General features: G+C 63.0%; 15 protein-coding genes. 7 read left to right on the top strand and 8 right to left on the bottom strand.

Annotated features, from left to right (window positions below):
- Positions 1 to 100 precede the first annotated feature (100 nt).
- The 3 genes from ACF8R3_RS16010 to ACF8R3_RS16000 all read left to right on the top strand — a co-directional run bounded on the left by ACF8R3_RS16010 (position 101) and on the right by ACF8R3_RS16000 (position 1,454).
- Positions 101 to 469, top strand: a complete 369-nt coding sequence (locus ACF8R3_RS16010; protein WP_023534919.1) for a YajD family HNH nuclease — start codon at positions 101 to 103, stop codon at positions 467 to 469.
- A gap of 68 nt (positions 470 to 537) precedes the next feature.
- Positions 538 to 1,008: an RNA methyltransferase gene (locus tag ACF8R3_RS16005; RefSeq protein WP_033728691.1), complete on the top strand. Its 471-nt coding sequence runs from the start codon at positions 538 to 540 to the stop codon at positions 1,006 to 1,008.
- Between the two features lie 104 nt (positions 1,009 to 1,112).
- Positions 1,113 to 1,454, top strand: a complete 342-nt coding sequence (locus ACF8R3_RS16000; RefSeq protein WP_058638054.1) for a DUF2892 domain-containing protein — start codon at positions 1,113 to 1,115, stop codon at positions 1,452 to 1,454.
- A 381-nt stretch (positions 1,455 to 1,835) separates the two neighbouring features.
- Here the strand turns inward: ACF8R3_RS16000 and ACF8R3_RS15995 are convergent, their stop codons facing one another.
- From ACF8R3_RS15995 to ACF8R3_RS15970, 6 genes are all read right to left on the bottom strand, one after another.
- The gene (locus ACF8R3_RS15995) at positions 1,836 to 3,053 is read right to left on the bottom strand and encodes a hypothetical protein (RefSeq protein WP_078478942.1); all 1,218 of its coding nucleotides are present in this window, start codon (positions 3,051 to 3,053) and stop codon (positions 1,836 to 1,838) included.
- Between the two features lie 38 nt (positions 3,054 to 3,091).
- Positions 3,092 to 3,541 (bottom strand): YcgN family cysteine cluster protein, encoded by a 450-nt coding sequence (locus tag ACF8R3_RS15990; protein ID WP_392515874.1) that lies wholly within the window; start codon positions 3,539 to 3,541, stop codon positions 3,092 to 3,094.
- A 254-nt stretch (positions 3,542 to 3,795) separates the two neighbouring features.
- Positions 3,796 to 4,728, bottom strand: a complete 933-nt coding sequence (locus ACF8R3_RS15985; RefSeq protein ID WP_078478943.1) for a D-2-hydroxyacid dehydrogenase — start codon at positions 4,726 to 4,728, stop codon at positions 3,796 to 3,798.
- Between the two features lie 2 nt (positions 4,729 to 4,730).
- Positions 4,731 to 5,024, bottom strand: coding sequence for a YcgL domain-containing protein (locus tag ACF8R3_RS15980; RefSeq protein ID WP_023534892.1), 294 nt, complete (start codon positions 5,022 to 5,024; stop codon positions 4,731 to 4,733).
- The gene (gene rnd, locus ACF8R3_RS15975; RefSeq protein WP_197844507.1) at positions 5,021 to 6,154 is read right to left on the bottom strand and encodes a ribonuclease D; all 1,134 of its coding nucleotides are present in this window, start codon (positions 6,152 to 6,154) and stop codon (positions 5,021 to 5,023) included. The genes ACF8R3_RS15980 and rnd overlap by 4 nt, the downstream gene beginning before the upstream one ends.
- 189 nt (positions 6,155 to 6,343) lie before the next feature.
- Positions 6,344 to 7,981, bottom strand: coding sequence for a phosphoethanolamine transferase (locus ACF8R3_RS15970; protein WP_078478945.1), 1,638 nt, complete (start codon positions 7,979 to 7,981; stop codon positions 6,344 to 6,346).
- Positions 7,982 to 8,230: 249 nt separating this feature from the next.
- Here ACF8R3_RS15970 and ACF8R3_RS15965 point away from each other — a divergent pair, with 249 nt between their 5' ends.
- Positions 8,231 to 8,464, top strand: coding sequence for a YdcH family protein (locus ACF8R3_RS15965; RefSeq protein ID WP_058604205.1), 234 nt, complete (start codon positions 8,231 to 8,233; stop codon positions 8,462 to 8,464).
- Between the two features lie 87 nt (positions 8,465 to 8,551).
- On the opposite strand, the gene ACF8R3_RS15960 is transcribed toward ACF8R3_RS15965, so the two are convergent.
- Complete coding sequence (locus ACF8R3_RS15960; RefSeq protein WP_058638048.1) at positions 8,552 to 9,718, bottom strand: PLP-dependent aspartate aminotransferase family protein; 1,167 nt, start codon at positions 9,716 to 9,718, stop codon at positions 8,552 to 8,554.
- Between the two features lie 104 nt (positions 9,719 to 9,822).
- Between ACF8R3_RS15960 and ACF8R3_RS15955 the strand changes: the two genes are divergently transcribed.
- Complete coding sequence (locus tag ACF8R3_RS15955) at positions 9,823 to 10,284, top strand: Lrp/AsnC family transcriptional regulator (protein ID WP_023534914.1); 462 nt, start codon at positions 9,823 to 9,825, stop codon at positions 10,282 to 10,284.
- 38 nt (positions 10,285 to 10,322) lie between these two features.
- Here the strand turns inward: ACF8R3_RS15955 and ACF8R3_RS15950 are convergent, their stop codons facing one another.
- On the bottom strand, positions 10,323 to 12,653 hold the full coding sequence (locus ACF8R3_RS15950) for an FdhF/YdeP family oxidoreductase (protein WP_392515873.1): 2,331 nt from the start codon (positions 12,651 to 12,653) through the stop codon (positions 10,323 to 10,325).
- 227 nt (positions 12,654 to 12,880) lie between these two features.
- Between ACF8R3_RS15950 and moaA the strand changes: the two genes are divergently transcribed.
- Positions 12,881 to 13,885: a GTP 3',8-cyclase MoaA gene (moaA, locus tag ACF8R3_RS15945; RefSeq protein WP_196186402.1), complete on the top strand. Its 1,005-nt coding sequence runs from the start codon at positions 12,881 to 12,883 to the stop codon at positions 13,883 to 13,885.
- A 20-nt stretch (positions 13,886 to 13,905) separates the two neighbouring features.
- On the top strand, positions 13,906 to 14,805 hold the full coding sequence (locus ACF8R3_RS15940) for a bestrophin family protein (protein ID WP_196126940.1): 900 nt from the start codon (positions 13,906 to 13,908) through the stop codon (positions 14,803 to 14,805).
- Positions 14,806 to 14,843: the final 38 nt, after the last annotated feature.

Below are 14,843 nucleotides of genomic sequence, written 5' to 3'. Positions count from 1 at the left end.
CTACGCCCATATGACATTTTTCGCCTGTGCGCCGATCATGCAGCCGCGCTAGACTCGACGGCATAACCGTCATTTGCCTGATCAGAACGAAGGAAACACCATGACCTCCTCTACTTCCGCCGCCACTGCGCGCCTGGACCGCATCCTCGCCGATGCCAAGCGCGACAAGGAAATGGGCTACCGCGACAAGGCCTTGAGGATGTACCCGCACGTGTGCGGGCGTTGTGCACGCGAGTTCGCCGGCAAGCGCCTGAGTGAGCTTACCGTGCACCACCGTGACCACAACCACGACAACAACCCCCAGGACGGCTCCAACTGGGAGCTGCTGTGCCTGTACTGCCATGACAACGAACACTCGCGCTACACCGATCAGCAATACTTCAGCGAAGGCTCCACCAGCACCCCAAGCATTGCCAAGGCTACCCACAACCCGTTCGCGGCACTGGCAGGCATGCTGAAGAAGGACTGACCAGCAGCCCCCCCACCATGACCGGGCAACCCGTATAATCGCGTCTTTTTTGCGAAGGGCCCCGGTTCGTGGCTAACAAACGATACAGTTGCATCGGCCTGTTCAACCCCAAGTCGGCCGAAAACGTAGGCTCGGTAATGCGTGCGGCTGGCTGCTACGGGGTCAACTCGGTGTTCTATACCGGCAAGCGCTACGAGCGCGCGCGGGACTTCGTGACCGACACCAAGCGCGTGCACTACGACATTCCACTGATCGGCATCGATGACCTGCAACGCATCATCCCGCTGGGCTGTACCCCGGTGGCCGTGGAACTGGTCGAAGGCGCCCGCCCCCTGCCCGACTACACCCACCCGGACCGCGCCATCTACATCTTCGGCCCCGAAGACGGCAGCCTCAGCCCTGAAGTGAGGGCTTGGTGCGAGGAAACCATCTACATTCCCACCACCGGCTGCATGAACCTGGCGGCCACGGTGAACGTGGTGCTGTACGACCGTCTGGCCAAGGGCCTGAATACCCGCTCGGGCCCAAAGTTCAAGTGATGCGTGCGCTGTCATGACCGCCAGGAGGTTCGCCTGGCACATCGAGTGAACGTCGCCGGCCGCAGGCAGGTCAGCTGCTTACACATCACCAAGAGGGCTTACCAATGCTTGATAATCACTCTGATGCACCGTTGCAGGAAAAGAACGTCCATGGCATGGAACGGGCCACTTCGTTGGCCGGCGGTGCTTTGCTGGTGGGCAAAGGGCTGAGCCAGGGCGGTATCGTAGGGCTGTTCAAGATAGCCGTCGGTGGCCTGGCGCTGGTGCGCGGCTTCACTGGGCATTGCGCCACCAAGGCGTGGTTGCAGCACCACCGCGATCAGTACAACCAGCTGAAATCGGACCTCAAGCGTACTGGGGACGAGCTGACTGCACTGAAGGACAGTGCCAAAGCGGCCACCGAAGGCGTGACAGTGACCGGCAAGGATCCTGTCGCTGGGGTGTGATGCCCTGGACTGTATCCTGGTCTTGCCGTGGCGGCGTTGCGGCAAGGCGTCTACTTGACGGCTGCGGTTTGGTGTAGTGCTCACACATTCGATTTGAGGGCACCCGGGGCGACGTGCCTTCGGTCAGGGCCTGCGCCAGAGGCTCACGCATTCAACTTCGTAGCACATATCGCCGGGGCCGCTTCGCGCCCCATCGCGGCACAAGGGCCGCTCCTACACTGGAAGCCGTAGCTCAAACCCTGTAGGGGCGGTCCTTGTGCCGCGATAGGCTGCGCAGCAGACCCATAATCTGAGATTCCATACTGCTGGAACCGTTTTACGGATCCGATGACCTTCAAAAGTTGCGCAACACGTGGCTCCCACCGGGCATTGTGTAGCGCATCAATGCAGTACCTTGCTCTGCAACGCCTCCGACCGACGTCCGAGTACGTTTTCGCTGATCTGCACGAAGTCCTCGAGGCTGACGCTGGGCAGTCGCATCAGCCCGCGCGCCACGTCGTCGAGCGATTGCCGGGCCTGGGTATGAATACGGATCTCTTTGTCCAGTGCCTGCAACAGCATCACCCCTCGCGCCACCTGGGCAGGCGTCGCCTGGTGCCCCTTGAGGTGCTTGACGCTTGCGCCCTGTTTGCTCAAGCGCGCCTGCCAGGCCTGATAACGATCATCACTCATGCCACCTGATCGGCGCAGCAGCTCGGTGGCGTAGTAGTCGGTCAAGCTCTCGATCAACCAGTCATTGCCCTCACGCCCACGCAGCTGAGTGAACAACTGGACCACTTCGCGCAGCAGCGGGCTGCTGCCGCTCTCGCTGACCATGGCCTGGCCACTGTGCAGGTAGAGCGAGCCGTGGGCTGCCATCGCCCCGCGCCACATGTGGTCGCGTGCGCCCACCACCAGCAGTTTGGGCGGGTTTCTCGGGAAGGTGGCCTGCAGTTGCGGCCAGATGTAGGTCAGCAAGGTCAGGTTGTCCATGCGGCGCATCCCTTCCCCAACCGGCGCCGCCACCGTCACGTCGGTTTCGCCCAGGCGCGCACGGCGGCTACCCAGGTTGCCAGCCAGCATCCAGCCCGTGGGGCGGTCGAACAGGCGCGAGACGTTGTCGATGCGGAACTTGTCCTTGCCAATACGTGGCCAGGCGGTCTCGACGCTTTTCCAGCCTTCGGGCAGGTCGAATGCCAGGCGGGCGACCAACTCGGTGCCGTCCTGCTGGTCCAGCCGACCGGGTGGGACCAGTTGGTCGCCCATGAACAGTGCCCAGTGCGCTGTCATGCGGGTGTTGTACACCCCAGGCCCGTGGAGCTGGTTCAACTGCACGCGGTAGCTCAGGCTGGTCTTGCCGGGCGCTGGCTGCCATACCCCGCGCTGGCCGCGAAGCTGCCAGTGGCCATCTGCCTGGAAGCCGCTGTAGGCCCCCGCCTTGCCCAGGTCGAAGTCCAAACTGCGCACAGCACTGCCATCGGCCAGCGTAAGGCGCACTTCGGCCTGCCCGGTCGCAGGCAACAGCCGAACCTGATAGTCAAGATCGACTTTCTTCGCCCAGGCCGGTGCCCCCGCCATCAACCCCAACACGGCCACCAGCACACTCAAACGGCTACGCATACCGACACTCCTTGTTCACCAGCGGGTAAAGCGCCTGGTTAGCTGGCGCGAAAGATCAGGTGGTCTTCCCAGTCGTCCTCGTGCACGTCACGCTCGCTGAGCATGCGCCCTGCCTGGGAGATGCGCTGCTCATGCACTTGCTGACGGTCACCGCATACCAGGTGGTGCCAGACCGGCAAGTCCTTGCCTTCGCTGACCAGGCGGTAACCGCAAGTCGCTGGCAACCAACGAAACTGGTCAGCCTTGCCCGGGGTGAGCTGAATGCAGTCGGGCACCTGGGCGAAGCGATTGGGATAGTCGCTGCACTGGCAAGTGTCGAGGTCCAGGAACTTGCAGGCGATGCGGGTGTAGTAGACGCTGTTGTCGTCCTCGTCCTCGAGCTTTTGCAAGCAGCACAGCCCGCAGCCGTCGCACAGCGACTCCCATTCCTGCGGGTTGAGTTGCTCTAGGGTCTTGCGCCGCCAGAACGGGGCGTTATCAGCGATCATGACGCGATTTCCTGCAAGGGATCAGCAACGCGTGTCCGACATCGGGCCCGAGGCAGACAGCGCCTGAAACGGTTCGTTAAGGCGTGCAGCATGGAGCTGGTAGCCGTGGCGGCGCCAGTCTAGGGCCTGGCATGCAGCAATACCAGACCGCTTGTCAGCCGTGCTCGAACTCAGGCCCATAGCAGGGTGATACGCCTGAAGGGCACCCCGAGGGCGCCACCTGCGGGCAGCGCGCTCTGATACAGGCCGGTCGATCAATACCCGCGGTCGAAGTTCACCTCGCCACGCAGCGCCTGGTCGGCTTCGAACGCCTGCAGGTTGTCGAGGAACAACCGCACCATGGCCGCAGGCGTGGTGGGCGCTGCGCTGTGTCCGGTCAGCAACAGGCCCCAGGCGGTCCAGAATGGATGCTGCCTGGGCAGAGGTTCCTGGCGGCATACGTCGATCACCGCCCCGGCCAGGTGCCCCTCTTTCAGCGCCTCCACCAGGTCGGCGTCGACGACAGCCACACCGCGCCCGGCATTGATGAACAACGCAGTTGGCTGGAAACGCCGGAACATCGCCGCGTCAAAGATATCGTGCGTGGCCGGCGTGTCGGGCAGCAGGTTCAGCACATAGTCGACCTCGCCCACCAGGCGCGCGAGATCGTCCAGGGCTGCTACCTCGGCGAATGGCGGCTGTTCACGGGCCTGGCTGGCCACACCGTACAGCACCACCCCGAACGGGCGCAGGAACTCGGCCACGGCCTGGCCGATATCGCCGGTGCCGACGATCAATACCTTGCGGCCCTGCAGCGAGCAACCAGGGCGCTCATCCCAGCGCCGCTCCACCTGGCTGACCAGGCGCGACAGGACGTGCCGTTCATGGCCCAGCATGTAGGTGAGCATGTATTCGGCCATGACCTGGCCGAAAATGCCCACAGCGCGGGTCAGGCGATACGCGCGGGGCAGCCCCGTGGCCAGCAGTGGCGTGATGCCGGCCCAGGTCGACTGCATCCAGTGGGGGCGATGCCCCTGGCGCAACAAGCTGGCCAGCAGGTCGGGCTGGCCGAGCCAGACCGGGCACTGTGGCGCCAGCCGGGCCAATTGCGCGGAATCGTCGCTGGTCAGGACTTCAAGGTGCGGTGCCGCCTGGTGCAACAGGTCGGCGTAGCGGGCGTGGTCATGCTCGGCAATCAGTACGCGCATGATCAGGCGGGATCGTTTCGGTGCAGCAACTCGTCGGGCAGGTGCTCGATGTACTCGTCATCCGGCGGCGGCATCTGCAGGTGATAACCCTGATTGTCGAGGTTTTCCAGCACCTTGGTGATGTCTTCGCGGGCCAGCTTGCGTTCGGGACTGAGCACCAGGTCGAAGGCGTGCTGGGGCGTGCCGAAGAACGGCAGCAAGCCTTCGGGTACGCGTTGCAAGCCATCGGCCTTGAGCACGTACAGGTACATTTCGTTCTTGCGGGGGCTCTTGTAGATCGAGCAGATGCGTTTCATTGAGGGTCTCCGGCACTGGCCAGGCTGTCCAGCAGTGCCTGGCCCATCCGCTCACGGCGCCAGCCGCGCAGCGAATCGGGCAAGGTGTAAGGGCCGTCGGGGTAACCGCTTTTAAGCAGGGCCTCGAGGGTTTTCTTGCGCAGCATCAGCTCGGGCGCGATGCCCAGCCGTTGCCCTTCGGCCTGACCGACGGCGCGCAGTTGCTTGAGAATGCCCGAGGCTTCGATAGGCAACGGCTCAGGCAATGGCTCGGGCCATTGTTCGGCCGGAAGGCTAGCGGCGTGCTTGATCAGTTGCAGCAAGGTTTCGCCATCCTGGCGCAAGGTGCGCGGGTGCATGTCGTCGATGCGGGCCAAGGCCGCCAGGTTGGTCGGCTGGCTCTTGGCGATGGGCCACAGCGCATGCTCCTTGAGGATGCGGTTGCGCGGAACGTCACGCAGGCGGGCCTCGCGCTCGCGCCAAGCGCACAGGGCGCGCAGCACCGCCAACTGCTGGGGCGACAGCTTCCACGCCAGCTTGACCTCACGGTACAGACTGTCGGGCTGCACCTCGCGGCGCAACTGGGCCACCAGTTCAGCACCGTCTTCCAACACCCAGGCGTACTTGTCGTCGGACAGGCGCGCATGCAAGGCGCTGAACAGCTCGGCCAGGTGCACGGCGTCCTCGGCGGCATAGCTGACCTGGGTCTCGGACAGTGGGCGTTGCAACCAGTCGGAGCGGGTCTCGCCTTTGGGCAGGTCGATGCCCAGTACCTCCTGTACCAGCCGCGAATAGCCCATGGAGAAGCCAAGGTTGAGATAGCCGGCAGCCAGCTGGGTGTCGAACAACGGCTGGGGCAGCTTGCCGGTCAGGCGCAGCAGCACCTCCAGGTCCTCGCTGCAGGCATGCAGCACCTTGACCACGTTACGGTCTTCGATCAGCTCGGCCAGCGGCTGCCAGTTGGCGATCAACAGCGGGTCGATCAGGAACGCGCACTTGCCATCGCCAATCTGGATCAGCCCTGCCTTGGGGTAGAAGGTATCGACGCGCATGAATTCGGTATCGACCGCGACAAACGGCAATTGGCGCCAGTCGCGGCAGTGTTCGGCCAGGCTCAGGTCGTCACGGATCCAGTGAATTTCGATGGCCACAAGGCTCTCCCACTAACATTGGCGCGCAGTATATACGGCGCGGGCACTGCTGGTGAAACCCGGGCCATCCTTGATGTCGATCAATGGTGCAATTTCACGGACTGTGCAACCAGGCCGGCGCCAAGCTCCAGGCAATGTCCCCCCACTGCGCGTTGACGGCGTTCGCCAGGCAAGCCCACCCTCGCCTGCTCAGCGCCTGGCGGTGAGCCAGGGCCGGCAGCTGGCAAACAGGTCCAGGGACCGCTCGTACACCTGGGTGTGAACCTGCAACAACCCCAGCATCGAGTGGAACAGGTTGTCCTGGGACAAGGGCGCATCGTTCAACTTGGCCAGGCAACCAGTATCGACACCGAAGTCCTGCTGATAGCTGTCGGAAAACCAGGCCAGCAGCGGTACATGCTTTTGCTGTTCCGGGGCAATGGCGTACGGCGTCCCGTGCAGGAACAGGTTGTACTCGCCCAGCGATTCGCCATGGTCGGACAGGTAGATCATGGCCGTATCGACCTTGTCCTGCCGGCTGCGCAGGGTGTCGATCAGGCTGGCCAGGACCCGGTCGGTGTAGGCCAGGGTATTGTCGTAGCCATTGATGATCTGCGCCTGGCTGCACTGGTCCAGGGCATTGCTCTGGCACACCGGGGCAAAGCGCTGGTCGGCCTTGGGGTAGCGTTTGAAGTAGTCGGGGCCGTGGCTGCCCATCTGGTGCAACACCAGCACGGTGTCCTTGTCCAAGTGGTCGATCAGCTCGCCCAACCCCTGCAGCAGGATTTCGTCGTGGCACTCGCCTTCGCCGCAGAATTGCGGGTCCTTGAGCTTGCTCATATTGATGAACTGCACGCGGTCGCAGGTGCCCTTGCACCCGGACTGATTGTCGCGCCACTGCACATCCAGGCCCGCCCGCTTGAGAATATCGAGCAGCCCTTCGCGGTTCTTGGCGATGCGCGCATCGTAGGCCTTGCGGGGCATGCCGGAAAACATGCAGGGTACCGACACAGCCGTTTCAGTGCCGCAGGAATGAACGTCCGAGAACGCCAGCAACCCTTGCTCGGCGGCAAGCCTGGGGGTGGTATCGCGGTTGTAGCCCAGCACGCCGAAATGATCAGCGCGCGCGCTTTCACCCACCACCAGCACCGTCAGGGACTTGCGCTGATGGTGCTGCCAGTCCGGGGTGCGGGCGGCATCTTCGCCATAGTGGGCAAAGGGGCGTGCACTGGTGACCACGCGCTCGCTCACGTAGGCCATGGAGGCACCGACGATATTGCTGGGGGTCAGCATCAGGCGCAGTTCGTGGTGATTGCGAAACAGCGACGACAGACCCTGGTAATTGGCCAACCCTACCGAGCCCAGGCCTACCACGCAGGCCGCCGTGACCACCAGCTTGCCGAACAGCTCGCGCTGCCACGGCCGATACACCACCGGCGCTCGCCACAGCAGTACCGAGGGCAATACTCCAAGGCCAAGCATGTACAAGCCGAACTTCAGCGACAGCAGGTCGCGCACTTCTGCCACGTTGGTTTCGGCGATGTTGGCGAACATGCCTGCATCGATCAGCACGCCATAGCGGTTCATGAAATACGCCACCGCCGCACCACTGACGAACAGCAGCACCAGCAAGGGCTTGAGCACATAGCGGAAGGCAATGAGGGTAAGGATGAGGTTGAAGGCGAACAACATCAGCACCGCAAATGCCAGGGTCAACCACAGGCCGGGCAAGCCGGGGGGCACTACCTGTTCCAGGTGCTCCCAAAGAAAGACATTCAAGCCGATCAACAGGTACAGGCTGGCCAGCAGCGTGACCCATTCGGTGCGCAGGGGTTTGATGTTGAGCATTCAGGTTCGCAACCAAGAGAAGTGACCACCAGTGCCGGATGGCACTGGGAGCAAGCTGGGCGAACTCTAGAAACCGAGCCATCAATTTTCTGTGAAAAATAACGTAACAATTTAGTGAAAGCGCTGATTTCGACGCGTACCCGTCAGTCGTTCAGCAGGGGTTCAGGTTTCGCAGCCTCCCTCCCCGGGACAAACGCGGCTATCCTCAGAGGTCAGGACCTTAACCAATCCCCTGACAGAGGTGAAGAAATGCCTGTTCCGCACGATCTGCTCGCTGACTTGCACGTTACCGCTGACGCATTCCAGGCACTCATTGACAAGGACCAGACGCTGCATGGCTTGCACAAGGAGTACAACGCCAAGGACAAGGAAGTGGTCGCCGCCGAGAAGAACGGCACCAACGACGAGGCCGTTACGCGCTTGCGCCGCGAGCGGCTGCTGATCAAGGACAAGATCGAGCGCATCATCCACCCGCCCAAATAATCACCGGCCTCTTTGCAAGCGCCAGCCCGTCCTCGCTTCGCATGACAGGCAGGCGCTGAACCGCTCGCCGCTACAGCCCTGCCATCATTACCCGGCCAAAGCGCCCAGCGCCGTTTCCAGGTCATCGATCAGATCGGCGACCGCCTCGATACCCACCGACAGGCGCAACAGGTTCTCACTGATGCCCATTGCCCCTTTCTGCTCGGGGCTCATGGAGCAGTGGGACATGGTCCAGGAATGGTTGATCATGCTTTCGACCCCACCCAGCGAATCGGCCAGCACGAAAATCTGCAGCGCTTCGACCAGCCGATTGAGCGCCGCCCGATCACCCTTGACCTTCATGGCAACCACCGCCCCGCCGCTGCGCATCTGACGCTTGCACAGTTCATGCTGCGGATGGCTTGGCAGCCCTGGGTAGTACACCTGCTCGACCTGCGGGTGGCCTTCGAGCCTGCGGGCCACTTCCAGCGCGTTGGCACACTGGCGCTCCATGCGCACGTCCAGGGTCTTGAGGCCGCGCAACGCCAGGTAGCAATCGAACGGCCCTTGCACCGCGCCGATGGCCATGCTGATGCGGCGCAGCTGTCGGTGCAGGTCTTCGCTGGCCGCCACCACCACCCCACCGGTGAGATCGGAATGGCCACCGATGTACTTGCTGGCCGAGTGCATGACCAGGTCCACGCCCAGGGTGATCGGGCGCTGGTTCCACGGTGAGCAGAAGGTATTGTCGATGCAGGTCAGGATGCCCCGGGTGCGGGCAAAGTCGCAGACGGCCTTGATGTCGACCAGGTGCAGCAACGGGTTGGTCGGTGATTCGATCCAGATCAGCCGGGTTTCGGGCTTGATGGCAGCAGCCACGGCATCGAGGTCGTTGAGGTCGACGTACGTGGTGGTCAGGCCGGACGTGCGGCTGCGGTAGTCCTCCAGAATTCGGAAGGTGCCGCCGTATACACCGTTCATCACCACCACATGGGCGTCCTTGGGCAGCAGTTCGAGCACGGTGGCCGTGGCATTCACCCCTGACGCACAGGCCACCGCCCCTACGCCTTCCTCCAGGGCTGCAACACAGGTCTCGTAGGCGTGGCGGGTGGGGTTGCCTACGCGGCTGTAGGAGTAGTCCGGCGTGTCGTCCAGGCCGCGCTTGATGAACGAACTGGCCGTGACGATGGCTGGAAAAATGGCATTGTCGGCGACTTCGAACTGCTCGCCGGCATGAATGGTTCGGGTGGCGAAATGGCGCGGCTTGTCGGACATGGTCGGGCTCGTTGGCAGAGGTAAGGTTGCCACTATCGCACAACGCAAAAGCCCTGACCTTGGGGTACCCTGTGAAAACTTCTTCGCCACGGCCCATGCACTCTATGGACAGCTTCGACCGACACATTCTGACCCTCTTGCAGCGCGATGCCGCGCTCTCGCTCAAGGCCTTGGCCGAGGCCGTCAACCTGTCCACCACCCCTTGCTGGAAGCGGGTCAAGCGCCTGGAAGACGAAGGCTATATCGTCGGTCGTGTGGCCCTGCTGGATCCTGGCCTGCTAGGGCTGGGCCTGACCGTGTTCGTGCAGGTCAAGACCCAGCGCCATGACAGTGCATGGCTGGAGCAGTTCGCCGCCACGGTCACGGCGTTCGAGGAGGTGATGGAGTGCTACCGCATGTCCGGCGACTGGGACTACATGCTGCGGGTGGTGGTGGGCGATATCGCGGCGTATGACCGGTTCTACAAGAAGCTGATTACCAGCACCGATGGGTTGTCCAACATTACCTCGAGCTTTGCCATGGAGCAGATGAAGTACACCACGGCCTTTCCAGTGAACCGCGGTTGACGCGGGTTTACACGGGCGGCCCTGTTGCACACTGAGGCTCAGTCGGTCGCCAGAGCCGCTGCAATGCGATTATCCGCCTTGGCCTTCTCGACCTTGATCGCCACGAACTTGGAGGTCGGGGTGTAGGTCCCTTCACCATAACTTTCCAGCGGCACCAGGGGGTTGGTTTCCGGGTAATAGGCGGCAGCCTGCCCCTGCGGCACGTCATAGGCCACCAGACGAAAACCCGACACCCGTCGCTCGACGCCGTCGTCCCAGAGCGACACCAGGTCGACGTGTTCACCGGGCTCGAAGCCCATGCGCCGAATGTCGGCCTCGTTGACGAACACCACTTCGCGTAGCCCGAACACACCGCGGTAACGGTCATCCAGGCCATAGAGGGTGGTGTTGTACTGGTCATGGGAGCGCAGGGTTTGCAGGATCAGGTCCGGTTTGTCACCACGGGCCAGCGCCTGGGCGTTGACCAGTTCAGCGGGTAGCGCATTGGGGCTGAATTGCGCCTTGCCGGTGGCCGTGCGCCAGGTGCGGTCGGCAGCGTGGTTACCCAGGTGGAAGCCCCCGGGTTGCTGCAGGCGTTCGTTGAAATGTTCGAAGCCTGGAATCACGTCGGCAATCAGGCTGCGGATATAGGCGTAATCGGCCACGGCGTGCTCCCAATCGATGGGGTGCTTGCCCAGGGTGGCCTGGGCCATGCCGGCAATGATCCAGGGTTCGGAGCGCATGTGGGGCGAACGTGGCCGTAGCTGGCCGTGGGAGATGTGCACCATGCTGAAGGTGTCTTCGACTGTTACACCTTGCGGCCCGCTGGCCTGCAGGTCGATTTCGGTGCGGCCCAGGCAGGGCAGGATCAAGGCATCGCCACCGGTCACCAGGTGCGAGCGGTTGAGTTTGGTGGAAATCTGCACGGTCAGTGCGCAATTGCGCAGGGCGGCATGGGTGCGTGCGGTGTCTGGGGTGGCCTGGGCAAAATTGCCCCCAAGGCCGATGAACACCTTCCCCCGACCTTCTTCCATGGCCTTGATCGCCAGTACGGCGTTGTGCCCGTGGGTGCGCGGCACCTGGAACTCGAAGCGAGCTTGCAAGGCATCGAGCAAGGCGGTCTTGGGCTTCTCGTCGATGCCCATGGTCCGGTCACCCTGCACGTTGCTGTGCCCGCGCACCGGCGAGAGCCCCGCGCCGGGTTTGCCGACATTGCCACGCAGCAATTGCAGGTTGACGATTTCCTGGACGATGGCCACCGAATGGCGATGCTGGGTAACGCCCATGGCCCAGCACATGATCACGCGCTCGGCCTTGCGGTACATGCGCGCGGCCTGTTCGATCTCGGCCTGGGTCAGCCCGGACTGCGCCACGAGGGCCGGCCAGGGTGTGGCATCCAAGGTCTGCAGGTAGGCCTCGATGCCGCTGGTGTGCTCGGCAATGAACGCATGATCGAACACCGCAGGTTCGCCCTTGGCCTTGGCTTCGCGTTCCCACTGCAGCAGGTACTTGGCGATGCCGCGCATGACCGCCATGTCCCCGCCCAGTGCCGGGCGGAAGTAGGCGGTATTGGTGGGCTCGGAGCCGTTGCTGAGCATCTCCAGGGGGTGCTGAGGGTGCTGGAAGCGCTCAAGGCCCCGCTCCTTGAGGGGGTTGAAACATACCACCTGGGCACCGCGCTTCACGGCTTCGCGCAGCGGTTCGAGCATGCGCGGGTGGTTGGTGCCAGGGTTCTGGCCAATGACGAAGATGGCGTCGGCCAGCTCCAGGTCGTGAAAGACCACGGTGCCTTTGCCTACGCCCAGGGTCTGCGCCATCCCGACGCCGCTGGCCTCGTGGCACATGTTCGAGCAGTCCGGGAAGTTGTTGGTGCCGTAGGCGCGCACGAACAACTGATAAAGGAAGGCCGCTTCGTTGCTGGCCCGGCCCGAGGTATAGAACTCGGCCTGATCGGGAGATTTCAGGGCGTGCAGGTGCTTGGCGATCAGCGCAAAGGCCTCTGCCCAGCTCGTCTCGACATAGCGGTCGGTGGCCGCGTCATAGCGCATGGGATGAGTCAGGCGGCCCTGGAACTCGAGCCAGTAATCGGTCTGATCGGCCAGGGCACTGACGCTGTAGCGGGCAAAGAAGGCCGGATCGACCGAGCGCCCGGTGGCCTCCCAATTGACGGCCTTGGCGCCGTTCTCGCAAAACTTGACCGTGTCGTTTTCCGGCGACTCGCCCCAGGCGCAACCGGGGCAGTCGAAGCCGCCATTCTGGTTGGTCTTGAGCATGGCGCGCAAATTCTTGAAGGCGTTGTCACTGCCCAGCCAGCTTTTGGTCACGCTCTTGAGCGCGCCCCAGCCGGCAGCGGCGCCTTTGTAGTCGCGGATATGTGGGTCCTGGCTCATGGGTGAAATCCTCGCCCTGCTATGGCTTTTGTCCAGCCTATGAAGCCTTGTGTAGAGCCGTCCAATCGAAAGATCCTACGAGGTGATAAGCGCCTTCGATGACCCCCGTAAACGCGGGAGCTGAGCAGTGATAGAGAGCATTTATCGGTCAGTCGGCCAAAGCCATTTGACGGCTCGGCCCGCCAGGCGCTAGCTTGGAGGCCATTCCCCCTGATTCGAGCGCATACGTGGAACAGAGCAGCCGGGCACTGATCGACGGCTTCAACCGGAAAATCGACTACCTACGGATGTCGGTCACAGACCGCTGCGACTTCCGTTGCGTGTACTGCATGGCCGAGGACATGCAGTTTCTGCCCCGCCAGCAGATCCTGAGCCTTGAAGAGCTGTTCCAGGTGGCCGAGCGTTTCGTGGCGCTGGGCACCTGCAAGATTCGCCTGACCGGGGGCGAGCCGCTGGTACGCCAGGGCATCGTCGACCTGTGCGGGCGCATCGCTGCCCTGCCAGGGCTGCGCGAGTTGTGCCTGACCAGCAACGGCTCGCAGTTGGGGCGCCTGGCGCAACCGCTCTTCGATGCGGGGGTGACGCGGCTGAACATCAGCCTCGACAGCCTGGATGCCGACCGTTTCAAGCAACTGACCCGTACCGGCGACCTGCACCAGGTAATCGCCGGCATCGACGCGGCACGTGAAGCCGGTTTTCGCCGCACCAAGCTCAACTGCGTGGTACTGAAGGGCCGCAATGACGATGAGCTGGTCGACCTGGTGCGCTTTGCGATCGATCGCGAACTGGACATCACCTTCATCGAGGAAATGCCGCTGGGGGAGATCAGCGAGCACGCCCGTGGAGAGTCGTTTTTCTCCAGCGACGAGGTACTCGCAAGGCTGGCCGAGCAGTTCAGCCTGATCGAGTCGACCGAGTCTTCCCAGGGCCCTGCGCGGTACTGGCGCCTGGCCGATGCCCCGCACACCCGGGTGGGGTTCATTTCGCCCCACAGCCACAATTTCTGCGCCACCTGCAACCGCGTACGCCTCACCGTAGAGGGTCGCTTGTTGCTGTGCCTGGGCAATGAGCACTCGGTCGACCTCAAGCATGTGCTGCGGGCCCATCCCGGCAACGCTGAACGGCTGGAAAAAGCCATTCGCGACTCGTTGCACCTCAAGCCGTACCGCCATCACTTCGAGGTGGGCGGCGACGTTCAAATCCTGCGCTTCATGAACATGACCGGCGGCTGATCAGCCGTCTCTGGATTGCCATGATCGTTCATCCCACCCAGGGTGTGCTGCGAGTGCTGTTCACCCTCAAAGGGTCGATCATCAAGCAGATCGCCCTGCGCTGCCTGATGGTCACCTTGCTCGCGGCAGTCATCGTCCTGGTGGAACGGCATTACCCGGCATTCTTCTATCCGGTCAGCGCTACACCGTTCACACTGCTCGGCTTGTCGCTGTCGATCTTCATGAGCTTTCGCAACAACGCGTGTTATGACCGTTGGTGGGAGGGGCGCAAGGCCTGGGGCAGGTTGATCGTCGAGATTCGGTCGTTCACTCGCGAAAGCGTGGTGATCGCCGATGCCACGCTGCGCGCCGACATGCTGCGCAGCCTGTGCGGGTTCGCCCATGGGCTCAATGCCAGGCTGCGAGACGAGGACGACCTGGCCGCCGCGCGGCCCTGGCTTGGCAATGCCGAGGCGATCAGCCCCCACAACGTGTGTAACGGCATCCTCCTGCACCTGGGCGAGCAGTGTTCGCGGTTGACCGAGCAGCAGGGCCTGTCCGAGTGGCGCTACAACCTCTTGGCGCAGCGGTTGGCGGGGCTTGGGGAGGTTCAGGCCACCTGCGAGCGGATCAAGGGGACACCGTTGCCCTTCCCCTATACCTTGCTGCTGCATCGCACCATCTACATCTTCTGCCTGTTGCTGCCTTTCGCCCTGGCCGAACCGCTAGGCTGGCTGGCGCCGCTGTTCACGACCATCGTTGGGTATACCTTCTTTGGGCTCGACGCCATTGGCAACGAGTTGGAAGACCCGTTCGGCCGCGACGAGAACGACCTGCCTACCGATGCCATGGTGCGAACGGTAGAGCGTGATGTGTTGGCCGCCCTGGGGCAGACGCCGCTACCGCCAGCGCTGTTGCCGGTGGGGTATGTGTTGAGTTGAAGGCGCTGCGAAGCTCAAAGGAAGCGGTCACCCACAAT

This window comes from Pseudomonas sp. FYR_7 (assembly GCF_043106155.1).
Taxonomy (GTDB): Bacteria; Pseudomonadota; Gammaproteobacteria; order Pseudomonadales; family Pseudomonadaceae; genus Aquipseudomonas; species Aquipseudomonas parafulva_B.
The sequence above is the reverse complement of the archived record's forward strand: the minus strand, read 5'-3'. Positions and strand labels throughout refer to the sequence as shown.